The 12,538-nt window shown below is 42.2% G+C and carries 10 protein-coding genes and 1 pseudogene; 7 read left to right on the top strand and 4 right to left on the bottom strand.

Going from position 1 to position 12,538, the window contains the following annotated elements; genetic code table 11:
* Window positions 1-262: 262 nt before the first annotated feature.
* A complete protein-coding gene (locus tag NLX67_RS21665; protein ID WP_254313476.1) occupies window positions 263-907 on the top strand; it encodes a peroxiredoxin-like family protein in 645 nt (214 codons plus the stop codon).
* 335 nt (window positions 908-1,242) lie between these two features.
* Here NLX67_RS21665 and NLX67_RS21660 read toward each other — a convergent pair.
* Window positions 1,243-1,456, bottom strand: a pseudogene (locus tag NLX67_RS21660) (TetR/AcrR family transcriptional regulator); the annotation flags it as partial.
* Between the two features lie 654 nt (window positions 1,457-2,110).
* On the opposite strand from NLX67_RS21660, the gene NLX67_RS21655 reads away from it, so the two are divergent.
* The 4 genes from NLX67_RS21655 to NLX67_RS21640 all read left to right on the top strand — a co-directional run bounded on the left by NLX67_RS21655 (window position 2,111) and on the right by NLX67_RS21640 (window position 5,868).
* Window positions 2,111-2,929 (top strand): amino acid ABC transporter substrate-binding protein, encoded by an 819-nt coding sequence (locus tag NLX67_RS21655; protein ID WP_254313475.1) that lies wholly within the window; start codon window positions 2,111-2,113, stop codon window positions 2,927-2,929.
* 15 nt (window positions 2,930-2,944) lie between these two features.
* Window positions 2,945-3,628: an amino acid ABC transporter permease gene (locus NLX67_RS21650; RefSeq protein WP_254313474.1), complete on the top strand. Its 684-nt coding sequence runs from the start codon at window positions 2,945-2,947 to the stop codon at window positions 3,626-3,628.
* A gap of 13 nt (window positions 3,629-3,641) precedes the next feature.
* On the top strand, window positions 3,642-4,388 hold the full coding sequence (locus NLX67_RS21645) for an amino acid ABC transporter ATP-binding protein (RefSeq protein WP_254313473.1): 747 nt from the start codon (window positions 3,642-3,644) through the stop codon (window positions 4,386-4,388).
* Window positions 4,389-4,747: 359 nt separating this feature from the next.
* Window positions 4,748-5,868 (top strand): IS3 family transposase gene (locus NLX67_RS21640; RefSeq protein ID WP_254313472.1). Its coding sequence is split into 2 segments (ribosomal slippage): window positions 4,748-4,997 and window positions 4,997-5,868, totalling 1,122 coding nucleotides; the frame shifts between segments, so codons are not numbered across the junction.
* A gap of 326 nt (window positions 5,869-6,194) precedes the next feature.
* Here the strand turns inward: NLX67_RS21640 and NLX67_RS21635 are convergent.
* Window positions 6,195-7,115, bottom strand: a complete 921-nt coding sequence (locus NLX67_RS21635) for a class F sortase (protein WP_254313471.1) — start codon at window positions 7,113-7,115, stop codon at window positions 6,195-6,197.
* A gap of 58 nt (window positions 7,116-7,173) precedes the next feature.
* The gene (locus tag NLX67_RS21630) at window positions 7,174-8,514 is read right to left on the bottom strand and encodes a copper amine oxidase (RefSeq protein WP_254313478.1); all 1,341 of its coding nucleotides are present in this window, start codon (window positions 8,512-8,514) and stop codon (window positions 7,174-7,176) included.
* A gap of 291 nt (window positions 8,515-8,805) precedes the next feature.
* Between NLX67_RS21630 and NLX67_RS21625 the strand changes: the two genes are divergently transcribed.
* Window positions 8,806-9,372 (top strand): RNA polymerase sigma factor, encoded by a 567-nt coding sequence (locus NLX67_RS21625; RefSeq protein ID WP_254313470.1) that lies wholly within the window; start codon window positions 8,806-8,808, stop codon window positions 9,370-9,372.
* Complete coding sequence (locus NLX67_RS21620) at window positions 9,356-10,096, top strand: anti-sigma factor (protein ID WP_254313469.1); 741 nt, start codon at window positions 9,356-9,358, stop codon at window positions 10,094-10,096. The genes NLX67_RS21625 and NLX67_RS21620 overlap by 17 nt, the downstream gene beginning before the upstream one ends.
* A 417-nt stretch (window positions 10,097-10,513) precedes the next feature.
* Here NLX67_RS21620 and NLX67_RS21615 read toward each other — a convergent pair whose 3' ends face one another.
* Window positions 10,514-11,878: a copper amine oxidase gene (locus NLX67_RS21615; protein ID WP_254313477.1), complete on the bottom strand. Its 1,365-nt coding sequence runs from the start codon at window positions 11,876-11,878 to the stop codon at window positions 10,514-10,516.
* Window positions 11,879-12,538: the final 660 nt, after the last annotated feature.

Raw genomic sequence — 12,538 nt, 5'->3', positions numbered from 1 at the left:
CCAATTCGGACACATCCTCTCAAAAATAATTGTAAGGACTTAATTAAACTGTGTCCATGAAACTATACTAACTCCAATATGTACTTTTTTAACTTTGTTCAACAAACGGGCCATATAGTTGAATAAACCGAAAGTTAGTCAGTAAATAAAGATGAAATTTGAAAAATGTAATACTTGATGGAATCATAAAAGCAAATTAAATGAAAAAAGTGAAATTTCTTGTTAAGGTTTAATTGATATGAAAAAGGAGGTAAGGACAAAGATGACTACATTGCTCGAAGAAATTAAAGCTTATAAAGAAGCATTTAAGCAAAAGGCTCCTGAGGAAAAGCAGAAGTTAATGGCGCAAGCAACAAAAGAACTAGAAGAATCCAGGGTTGCACAGGGACTGAAAGAAGGAGACCAAGTACCGGATTTTAGACTTCCTGACGCAACAGGAAAAACGGTATCCATTACTGAAGAGCTTTCAAAAGGACCGGTGGTTCTGACATTTTATCGAGGTGGCTGGTGCCCTTACTGCAATCTTGAATTAAAAGCCTATCAAAGAGAATTAGATTCCATCAAAGACGCAGGTGCAACATTAATAGCCATCAGTCCGGAGACACCAGATGCATCCTTGTCTACAAAGGAAAAAAATGAGCTTGAATTCATTGTTCTCAGTGATGAAGGCAATAAAGTTGCTGAAAAATTTGATTTGGTATTTAAAATGCCGGATTATTTAATTGAAGTATATAAGGACTCTGAATTAGACGTTCCAAGCTATAATGGAAATAATGATTGGGAACTTCCAAAGCCTACTACATTTGTAATCAATCAGTCAGGTAAAATCGTATTTGCAGAAGTCGATTCTGACTACACAAAACGTGTAGAGCCGTCTAAAGTAATTGAGATTGTAAAAAACATCTAACACAACGCACCTGGAATCAGGTGCGTTTAAAAATAAGCAGAAAAATAAACGTTTTTCATATGTATTTCTTGTTCCACAATCGGGCGCTTTAGTGGAGCAACGAAAAAAGCCTAATTTCTCAATTTTAATGAGAAATTGGGCTTTTTATATTTACTTATAGTGCAAAATAGCGTTTAAAAAGTGTGCAATTTATCTCTTAAAGTCACATCCTTTTCAACTTGAACAGCAGCGTGTTCAGAAAAGGACGAGTTTTGGAACACATAAAGTACGTAAGTAACAATTCTATTAAGTTGTGAGTACCCAAACTTGTATGTGTGGCATAATAAAAAAAAAGCATTTAACAAGTAGTAATATAGATCCTCTTTGTCGTTAAAGTATTGATAAAAGCTTCCTCTGGGAATTCCGGCACTTTTAATAATGTTTGCAATTGATGCTTCATTTTGCAATTGATGCTTCATGTAATGGTGTTCTAGAAAACTCTTTTTTCGCAGATTCTAGTAAAATCTCCTGCTTGTCTTTTGATAAGTGGAAAAACGTTTGTTTTGGCATGTTTTCTCTCCTATCCATTTAAGTGACACGGTGTCATGCGCGGACCAAAAATAACCTCAGACTGTCAAAAAACTATGTAAGCTGAATGAAGCTTTTTACACAGGGTGTTTAATGCCCTGTAAGAATTCTTTTTAAAAAGCAGCATAGTGGCTGCGGCTGGCGGCTTCGCTTTCCTCCAGGTCGAACGCTGCACCAGCCACTGTTTGGCGCATGTTTTATTAGCCTCTCCTGCTTTTTTCCAAAATAATAATGATTTGATGAAAAACAAGAAACGAACCTTCGAACAAAAAACAATCTATCCGTGGCTGGAATTTAGAAATCCCTATATTTGGACCCTTTCGGCCTTGATATCAACTAATAGGCTTTTGCCCTGTGGAATTTCCAAATGAAAAATTTTATTATGCTCTCTCATGTCTATTCGTCTTTTTATTTTATCTTTCTTCATGGATCAATATCCCGTTTCTTTAGCATGAGAATACCTCCTTCGCTTATTTTCGGGAACTCCCCATCCGTACCATTGATCTAATTATGAATAATGGAATATTACCCTGCTCCGGGGGCAAAATACAGCGGAAATTCGTTGATGTTTATTCATTGCTGGATCATCCAGCAATGTTCTTTATAAGGCCTATAACCATACCTGGAGGTTACCGCATGAAAAAATTAACGTTGACTGTTTTTACACTTATTCTGCTTCTTGCCCTTGCTGCATGTGGCGGAAATAATGCGAACGAAGATAAAAAAGAAGAAGAAAATAAACAGGAAGCACAAAGCTCATATGAGAAAATAAAAGAAAAAGGTGTCATCACAATTGGTACTGAAGGTACCTATTCTCCATTTACCTTCCATGATAAATCTGGAAAATTAACCGGATTTGATGTCGAAGTGGCTACAGAAGTGTTTAAACGCTTGGATATTAAGCCTCAATTTGTTGAAACAAAGTGGGACGGCATGATCGCTGGACTTGATGCAAGACGTTATGACATGATCGCCAATCAAGTTGGAATAAACGATGAACGCAAAGAAAAATATGATTTTTCAGACCCTTATACCCTTTCGAAAGCTGTTCTAGTTGTGCGGGAAGACAACAACGAAATTAAATCGCTTGACGATTTGAAAGGCAGAACCGTCGCCCAGTCTTTAACAAGCAATTACCGCCAAACAACAGAGGAGCACGGAGCAGAAATCACCGGGGTGGAAAGCTTTAACCAGGCAATCGATTTAGTAACCTCCAGGCGCGCTGACGCTACTTTAAATGACAGCCTTTCTTATTTAGATTTAAAAAAGCAGCGTCCTGAGCTTCCAATCAAGGTCGCCTATACGGAAAACGATGCTGCCGAGAGTGCGTTTCTTTTCCGAAAAGATAATGAGGAGCTAATTGAAGCTGTTAATGGCGCTCTTGGCGACATGCAAAAAGACGGTACGTTCGAAAAAATATCAAATAAATGGTTCGGTGCAGACGTATCGAAATAAAGGAAGAGATCGCATATGTTCGGGGAGGAACGTACAGAACGAATTGCAGGAATCCTTAGTGAATCTTTTTTTCCTATTCTAATGGCTGGTTTGCAGTATACCATTCCTTTAACACTTATCACTTTTACTCTTGGCCTGATATTGGCTTTCTTTACAGCGATAGCAAGAATCTCTGGATTTATGCCGCTTGTTCTTTTCACACGTTTTTATGTATGGATTTTTAGGGGAACTCCCTTATTGGTTCAGCTGTTTATCATCTTCTATGGGCTTCCAAGTGTAGGGATTACCCTTTCTCCCTTTACGGCTGCTGTTATTGTTTTTACCCTGAATAAAGGGGCATACAGTTCGGAGATCATACGCGCCGCCATATTGTCAATTCATAAAGGGCAGTGGGAAGCCGCCTATAGTATCGGCATGACAAAATCTCAGGCGATGAGAAGAATCATACTTCCACAGGCCGTTCGCGTTTCTCTTCCGCCGCTTGGAAATTCTTTTATCAGCCTTGTGAAAGATACTTCTCTTGCCGCCTCTATAACGGTTACCGAGCTATTCCAAAAGGGACAGCAGATTGCAGCGGTTACCTATGAGCCCCTCTGGCTTTATATCGAAGTGGCCTTCATTTACTTAATATTCAGTACCGTGCTTTCCTACCTTCAGGGCAGGCTCGAAATACGGTACGGCCGCGGCGTAGCAAAATAGTGGAGGATAAGCGATGATCATAATTGATAATTTATACAAACGATTTGATTCACTCGAAGTATTAAAAGGGGTAAGCCTTTCTATTGAAAAAGGGAAAACAGCCGTCATTATCGGGCCTTCCGGGTCCGGGAAAACCACACTCCTCCGCTGTTTGAACCTGCTGGAGATTCCCGACCAGGGAACCATTACTCTTGGGAACAAAACATTAGATATAACCTCACGCATCCGTCTTAAACAAGCAGAAATGGTTTCTTTTAGAAAGCAGACCGGAATGGTTTTTCAAAGCTATAACTTGTTCCCTCATTTGACGGCTGTTGAGAATGTCATGGAGGGTCAATTGAGCGTTTTAAAGCGTGCTAAAGACGATGCCAGAAAAAAAGCTCTGTTCTTATTAGAAAAAGTCGGGCTGCATGACCGGACGGATATGTATCCGTTCCAATTATCCGGAGGCCAGCAGCAGCGTGTCGGGATTGCGCGTGCGATGGCTATGGATCCAGAAGTTCTTCTTTTTGATGAGCCAACATCTGCCCTTGACCCTGAGCTGGTCGGAGAAGTGCTGCAGGTAATGAAAGACCTGGCAAACGAAGGGCGGACAATGGTAGTTGTAACCCATGAAATGAAGTTTGCGGGCGAAGCTGCCGACCAGGTCATTTTTATGGACGGTGGTGTGGTAGTGGAAAAAGGCACGCCTGAAGACGTGTTTAATGCAACTAAAAATCCCAGAACCCTTCAATTCTTGAATAAAGTATCCGATCGGTAAAGGAATAAAAAGTGAAGCTGGGAGGTCAGGCAGCTTTTGGGAGCTGAAATCTGGGCATAAAAGAGGCCTTCCCCACCTGTCTTATCTAAATCTGATTTGAATATATGGGATTCTTCGAGATCATACAGATGCCTACCTTTCTCATTAAGTGCTGGATACGCGCCGTTTAATAAACTTCAGGCACTCTATTCTACGTTATTTTTGAAATCTTTATAATTTGATCATCTTCCATGTAAAATTCATGGCACTGCAGCAAGGTCTTTTTGAATTCTTCCGGCATCTTGGAGCGTCTACACTTATCTGGACAGAAAAATTAAGGTCACGTACACTTGACCTAAAACAGATGAGGAGCTCTAACTATGACAAAGCGAGAACGTCGCACATTCACGCCCGAGTTCAAAAAGCAAATGGTGCAGCTGTACCAGAATGGAAAAACGAAACGAGCCATTATTGATGAATATGATCTGACTCCGTCATCTCTTGACCGGTGGATCAACCAGGATGAAACCTCCGGTTCTTTTAAAGAGAAGGGCAATCGTTCTCCTGAACAGCAGGAGCTTTTGGAACTCCGCAAGGAACTAAAGCAGCTTAGAATGGAGAACGATATTTTAAACCAAGCCGCGCTGATCATGGGACGAAAGTAAATGTCATTAAGCGAAATAAAGACAAATACTCGTTATCAGCAATGTGCAGCGTCCTGCAAATCTCACGTAGTACGTACTACTATGAGGCCAAAGAGCGTCAGTCAGAAGACGACGTAACAGGCGCTGTCATAGAGATTTTTGAACAAAACCGAAGTGCCTACGGCACGCGCAAGATCAAAGTCGAACTGCACAAGCGTGGATTTACGGTTTCCAGGAGACTTATTGGCCGTATCATGAAGGAACAAGGGCTTGTTTCTTCCTATACAGTGGCACAGTTCAAGCCACAGAAAACTCCCTGTAATGAATCAGTTCAGGCAAATGAATTGAAACGCGAGTTTCAGCAGACAGAAGCCAAAAAAGTAGTCGTCAGTGATTTAACATACGTCAAAGTCAAAAACAAATGGCATTATGTATGTATCTTTGTCGACCTCTTTAACCGCGAAATTATTGGCTTCAGCACGGGATTAAACAAAGATGCAAGCCTTGTCGCACGGGCTTTTTCTTCCATTCAAGGTGATCTGCGGGATATACAGCTGTTCCACACCGACCGTGGCAGCGAGTTTAAAAACCAGCTCATCGACGAAACGTTAGCGGCCTTCCAAATTAGCCGCTCTTTAAGCATGAAAGGCTGTCCATATGATAATGCCGTGGCGGAAGCCACGTTTAAAATCATTAAAACAGAGTTTAACAGCCAGATGAAGTTTGATAGTTTAGAGCATCTTACGCTTGAATTCAGTGATTATGTGAACTGGTTTAACAAGCTGCGAATTCATGGAACACTAGGCTACGTAAGTCCAATTGAATACAAACGATCGTCTCTTAAGAAAGTTGTCTGATTTAGTGTTGACAATCCATTTGGTTTCTATTGCGCAAAATAAAACTAAAATGCATAAGTCCGACCAGTTCTTGAGAGGACGTATACAGAAAAGAGATAAATCCAGAACAGATTATTGCATCTGAATTTTATTTCTTTTTTAACTGAGGACAACTAAAGATAGATTTAAAACCTTTTATTTTTAGAATGACTGATAAAGTTATGGGTGGAAATAAAATGGTTATTCAGTGTCGAACAAAAAAAGGTAAGGCGCTGCACAATGCAGCCCCTTACCTTTTTTTGTTCAATTATACTTGTTTGAACATTCTCTTCAGAACTAGCTTCAGGTTATTTTTTCGTTACTTTAGAAGGCGCCGATTCCTGGTTGTACGCATCTACCGCCGTTATATAATATCTGTAGTTTTGCGCTTCCGAATCGGTGTAGCTTTTGCGTTCAAAAGCCGATATACTTGCCACATGTTTGAATTTCCCGTTTTCTTCACGATAAATTCGGTAACCTACTACTGTTTCTTCCCGTACAGCGTGCCAGGAGACAAAAGTCCCGTTCACTTCAACATTGGTCGGTGCAGCTGGCTTTTGTATCGGTTTTTCAACAGGTTCTTCTTTTAATTGCGTATACACGACAAGCCGTTCTTCATGCGTGCCTTCCGATCGGTTAAATCGACCAGTGCATGTGATTAAATTCAATTTTTTCTCATTAGACGAGCCAAAAACCTCGTTAATGGGCGCTGAATTTCGCTCATAGCTCTTTTTTGCCTGCACGACAAAGACCAGCTGTTTTCCTTCAGCATCTTTGACAATTACTTGATCCCCTTTTTCAAGCTTCTTTAGATCGAAAAAAACAGTAGGACCCTTTTTGCTGTCAACATGGCCGGCTAAAACAGCATTTCCGACATTCCCTGGTTTAATGCCGGGCTCAAACCAGCCGACGTTGTTGACTTCCTTTGGAACGCCCATCTGTCCATTTTCTAAAATACCAACTGGTTCAATCGCTGCTTTCACACCAATCGCTGGAATTTCTACACTGGCTGGCACGATGCTGGTTGCGGCTGTTTTTTTTGACTCTGCCATCAGATTCTGCACTTCCTCATCAAGGAGTGTGAATTCTGGCGGCTGTTCCCCAACATTAGCTGCCATCTGCTTCTGCTCCTCACTTTGAACAGAAGGATGCGGGAAATAACCGCTTGTATAGCCGAATAAAAGAAAACAAATCATACTGGCTGTGGCTAAAAATAAGATCGGTTTCATAACGGATCACTCTCCTTTCCTTAAATAAAGAAGAGAGGGGAGATCCTCTCTTCAGTTGTTATTTTTGAATGGCTTTACGACGGATCAATAAAGCAGTCATTACAACAAGTACAGAGCCCATTACTGCCCAAATCGCAGCAATCATGTTGTTGTCTTCTGAACCGCCAAGACCTGTTTTAGGCATTTCAGCAGGCATAGCCGTTTCGGTAAACTTGTCTGGCATTTGTGTCACAATGGCATTGCTAAGCACCTGCCCAATCCCGAACATGTAGGCATACCCTTCCCGGAATGAAGCGTAAGATGCCTCATAGTCGCCTTCAGTGTATTGATCAAATGTTTGCTTCACAAGCTTTTCGTGCTCTTTAACCGCTGCTGTCGCGTCTTCTGCCGGCAGTTTTCCAGCAGTCGCTGTTCCTAAAAAGTCACCAAAATCGTTCGCAAATGTATCAAGTTTTGCTTTTGCGGACTGGACTGCTTCCTCATCATCTTCAAGTGTGGCCGCAACGATTTCAGCTTGTGCATTAATGTGATCGGTCTGCCATACTTTTTCAAACTGGGCAGCCCCTTCATCTCCGTAGATCGACGCGATGGCCGCTTTGAAATCTGCGGTATTAGCATCTTCAGCCCAGCTCACAAAATCATAATCTGCTCCCTGGTCGAATCCTTTTTGCATACCTGTTGCTGCCAGCGCAAAGTGCTCCGCTGCCAAGCTGTTCAACGCCGAGCGCAGTTCCACTGCTGATGTGTCTGTTTTTGTGTTTTCAAATTTCTCCGGCATTTGGGTCACGACCGCAGTAGACAATGCCTTACTGATCGCATACATGTGCTTGTAGCCTTCGCGGAATTCCATATTGGCTTCTTCGTAGTCTCCCTCTACATAGTTATCGAAAACGGATAGTACTTGCTCCTCGTGAAGACGAATGGCATCTTCTGCTGCTTCAGCAGGCAGATTTCCTTCGGTGGCTGTATCGAGAAAAGCTGAGAATTCCGTGACGAACTGTTCAACCTCATCTTCGGCCGCTGCACGCGCACCTGGATCTTCGTCCTTTGCCGCTTCTACTAAATCTGCTGTGTAATCATTGTGTCCTCTGAAAATGCGCTCAAACTCTTTCGCACCCTCTTCACCATAAACAGATGCAATGGCCGGTGTCATGTCGACTGCGTTCTGATCAAGTGCCTTGTTCGCCGCTTCCGCATCTTTTGCTCCGTCATATGATTTCGTCATTGCCGTAACGGCGAGCACATAATGCTCTGACAATAAGTGATCAAGTGTCGAGCGAAGCTCCGCCGCCGGCGTGTTAACTGTGGGCACCGCCTCTGTATTTGCCGATGCTATGCCCGGAACGATTAATGTTAGACCCATTACCGGAGCAATTAGTTTTTTCATATTCTTTTTCATATTCTTTTTCATATTCTTTTTCACATTCACCTTAACCATCTCCTTTTTCATTGTTTTTGGTTTTTCTTGTTCATATAGCTAACGGACTGAAAAAAGAAATGGATCACTTTTCGAAAAAATTTTTTTTAAAAAGAGAAATGTTCTTGAGCCTTTCTCTCACCTTAATAAATCTTTAACTAGTTATTTTAATTACCGCACAGCCTAAAAATAGTTTACAATTTTATTTATGAAATGATCCGAATGCACTTGTAAAACGTTAGCTTGGTACATTCGACTGAACAGGAGGGACTCATGGGCGAACAGGATTATGAACTATATAGGAGAGTCAAGCAATCAGATAAATACGCACTGGAATTGCTTTATGAACGGTATGAAAAACTGTTGTTTTCATTTGCTTTTCGAATGACTGGCAGGCGAGATCTGTCAGAAGAAATTGTTCAGGAAGTTTTTATAAAAGTGTGGACAAAACCAGATCTTTATGACGAATCAAAAGGAAAGTTTTCTTCGTGGCTGCTTACCGTCACCCGGAATTCAAGTATTGATCATATGCGCCGAAAAAATGAACAAACTGAAGCACTCACAGAACGAGATGACCTTCAAAGCCAGGAAACGGCCATCGAAGATTTAATACAATGGAAGGAAGAAGGAACAGAATTGCGAAAAGCGATCACACACCTCGCCGAAAACCAGCGAGAAATAATCGAGCTCTTTTATTTTAAAGGCCTGTCTCAGCAGGCCATTTCACAAAAACAGAAAATTCCGCTCGGAACGGTTAAAGGAAGGATTAGGCTTGCATTAAAGCATTTAAAGACACATTTGCGAGGGAAAGGAGGAGAAGGCGATGAAGGAACAGCATGAATGTGACGTATTACTCGATTATTTTAATAACACCCTCACGGAGGCGAAAAAAGCTGGATTTGAAAAGCATCTCGAAACATGCTCAAATTGCCGGGAAGAACTCCTTGAACTCCAGGTGCTAACTGAAGATTTACCGTATCTTGCAGAAGCAACCGAGCCAAATGAAGGTATGAAAGACCGAGTTCTTGCGGCTGTTTTTTCAGCCAGTGAAAAGGAAGAAATAAAGGGTCTTGAACCAGTAAACGAAATAAAAAAAAGCCGTCCTTCACGAAAACAAAAGCCATGGCTGCAGCCGCTGCTTGCCGCTTCTCTTCTTTTATCACTTGGAGCCAATGCCTACTTCCTGCTGAACGACAAGTCAGCAGTCAACGAACCGATGACTGCCAGTGCCACTCAGGATGTCCAGCTTGCCGCGTCAGAAGGTTTTAATGGATCAGCCCGAGCTACAATAGTAAATGAAGAAAGTGCCGCTTCTGTTATCGTACAGGCAGAGCAACTACAAGGACTTTCAGGGACGGAAGCTTATCAGGTATGGCTGATCGATGAACAAGGTAATAAAGTCCGTGCCGGTACATTTCGTCCAAATGAAAATGGAAATGGCGCTGTATCACACGTTATGTCTGAACCTAAAAACGGAAACTGGCAGATGATTGCCGTTACGCTAGAACCGACACCAGAAAGCACCCAGCCGCTTGGTGATATCGTCCTGGCTGCAGAACTTTGAAAATAGTGCAGAAATAATCAGCTTCACATTATAGAGACAATGAATTTGATTACGTACTATATATGTAATCTTAATAATAGAGTTTATATATGGGAAAAAGTTTGAACTGCAACATCTCGAAAAGGCAGCGTTCTTCTGCTAAGAAGAACGCTGCCTTTTCATTTACCATTTTAATAGCAGCTACCTGAGCCAAATAACACGAAGTCATCACCTTTTGAAGACTCCTAGATGTATAAATAGAAGACTACCCTGACACATAATTTGAACATATTCGACTAATAGGAATACCGCCGACTGGGAAGCGTAATGACCTTTTCGGGGGCATAAAGCATTCACAGCCGGCAAGTAACGCCGAAAGCGGGCGTTTGTCAACAACCTGAGCCTAAAGGAGCTTATCCTTTAGGCTTTTCGTATTGGTTAAGACTGATTGCGGAAGCGAAGTGCTGCCACAGTTGTAATAGACGCAAGCAACAAGCCGGCTAACAGCCACATGTACGACATATTGGACTGAGAGCCGCCAAGGCCGGTATGCGGCATTTCTTTTGGCATTGCTTCGCCGGAGAACTTATCCGGGAACTGGTCCACAATAGCAGCGGATAATCCTGCAGCCGGCATGCTCATGTGGGCGTATGCTTCACGGATAGAGCTGTACGCTGTTTCATAGTCGCCTGCTACATACGAATCAAAGGCCTTAAGCAGCTGATCTACATGCATCGTCAAGCCTTCTTCAAGGTCTGCTGCTGATACGCGTCCTTGTGTCGCTGTATCAAGGAAAGCGGCCTGCTTTTTAATGTACTCATCAAGATCTGCTTTCGCCGCTTCCTGAGCTTTGGCATCTTTTGCGCCTGTGGCTTTCACGTAATCAACAAAGTAGCCGATATGAGAGTTCCAGATCTTCGCAAAATGAGCTCCTGCTTCTTCACCATAAACAGATGCAACAGCAGTGGATAGGTCATTGGCATTAGCAGTTAGGGCAGCCGCCGCCTGCTCAAAGCTTTTCGCTCCATCGACTCCGTCCTGCATCGCCATAGCAGCCAGGCCGGCATGCTCGGTAAATACATAGTTTAACTGCGAGCGAAGATCAACGGCTGGTGTGTCAGGATTCGAGTTTTTAAACTTGTCCGGAAATTGCTCAGCAATGGCAACTGATAATGTTTCAGCAAACATGCTCATATGATGGATCGCTTCACGTTCATGTGTGTATGCCGTTTCAAAGTCGCCTGCTGTGTAGGCATCAAATGCACCGACTAGCTGGTCAAGGTGCATGGACAGCCCTTCTACAAGCGCTGATTGGGGAAGGCGGTCTTCTGTTGCTGTTGCGAAAAAGGCAGCTTGCTCTTTTTTATACTCCTCCAATTTATCGAGCGCTGCCTGTTTCGCTGCTTTATCACCGGCGCCTGTGGCTTTTACATAGTCAACAAGATAGCTGATATGAGAGTGCCAGATGTCTAAAAACTGTTTTCCAGCTTCGTCTCCATAAACGGATGAAACTGCGGCGGCAAGGTCATCGGAGTTGGTCATAAGCGCTGCGGCCGTTTGGTCAAAATCTTTTGCGCCATTTGCGCCTTTGCGCATGGCTTCAACTGCTAAAAAAGCATGCTCTGTTAAAGCAGTATCTAATGTGATGCGAAGCTCTGCTGCTGGCGTTGCTGTACTTTGTGAAGCGGCCGCTGTTTTGTTTTGGTGATTCATTTCATGGTACTGTTCACCGTTGTCTGCAAATGCGGCGGTTGGGAGAGCGAGTGAAAATGCAAGCGGGGCAATAAGGAATTTTTTGTTCATTTTTCTTTTATTCAAAGTAAACCTCTCCTTTTTTAACATAGAATTTGTTGTTCTTATAACAGCTAACGGAAGAAGATTTGGATTGGATCACTTTTGTATAAAATTTTTTGAAAAGAAAAAATAAAATACAAAAAGAATGTTGCCCATGCAGCTTTGGGAGATACATATTTATCGGAGCGAGCCGTTAAACTCGTTTTTCAAGAATAAAGCTATATCGGGAAAAAATTAAGTTATATTCAAGCAGTGGCTCGAAAAAAGCGTGAATGATAGCTGTCAGACTAATGATAGACCATATTTTTAATTTGCCAATGAACAGTACCGACCTACTGATTACATCCTATATTCTTTAAATTCTGTAAAAAAATAGGTAGTATCGTTTGACGGATCCTTTGACTTTTACCAGATAATTCTAAAAAGGTGATAGACGGTATATACTTCTATGTATTAAGGAGTAAGTAACCGATAAACGTTGATGTAGCGTAGCTTCCACCCAAATATAAATTGACACAAGATAGAGTATGAGCAGCCCAAAAACGCCCCAGATCTTTAGAATCCGGGGCGTTACAAATGCAACATAATACCCTGATATGCTCCCCCTTAAGTGGACAGTGTAGAAAAGCAACGCTACTGTTTACTCAAGGGGGATTTTAAATGGCGAAA

It is taken from the genome of Domibacillus sp. A3M-37 (assembly GCF_024213455.1).
Classification (GTDB): domain Bacteria; phylum Bacillota; class Bacilli; order Bacillales; family Domibacillaceae; genus Domibacillus; species Domibacillus tundrae.
The sequence above is the reverse complement of the archived record's forward strand: the minus strand, read 5'-3'. Positions and strand labels throughout refer to the sequence as shown.

Bases quoted from the DNA above. Each gene is read 5' to 3' on its own strand.
- NLX67_RS21620 (WP_254313469.1), top strand. From the start codon at position 9,356: ATGAAGGAACAGCATGAATGTGACGTATTACTCGATTATTTTAATAAC.
- NLX67_RS21655 (WP_254313475.1), top strand. From the start codon at position 2,111: ATGAAAAAATTAACGTTGACTGTTTTTACACTTATTCTGCTTCTTGCC.
- NLX67_RS21625 (WP_254313470.1), top strand. From the start codon at position 8,806: ATGGGCGAACAGGATTATGAACTATATAGGAGAGTCAAGCAATCAGAT.
- NLX67_RS21645 (WP_254313473.1), top strand. From the start codon at position 3,642: ATGATCATAATTGATAATTTATACAAACGATTTGATTCACTCGAAGTA.
- NLX67_RS21635 (WP_254313471.1), bottom strand. From the start codon at position 7,115: ATGAAACCGATCTTATTTTTAGCCACAGCCAGTATGATTTGTTTTCTT.
- NLX67_RS21630 (WP_254313478.1), bottom strand. From the start codon at position 8,514: ATGAAAAAGAATATGAAAAAACTAATTGCTCCGGTAATGGGTCTAACA.
- NLX67_RS21650 (WP_254313474.1), top strand. From the start codon at position 2,945: ATGTTCGGGGAGGAACGTACAGAACGAATTGCAGGAATCCTTAGTGAA.
- NLX67_RS21615 (WP_254313477.1), bottom strand. From the start codon at position 11,878: ATGAACAAAAAATTCCTTATTGCCCCGCTTGCATTTTCACTCGCTCTC.
- NLX67_RS21665 (WP_254313476.1), top strand. From the start codon at position 263: ATGACTACATTGCTCGAAGAAATTAAAGCTTATAAAGAAGCATTTAAG.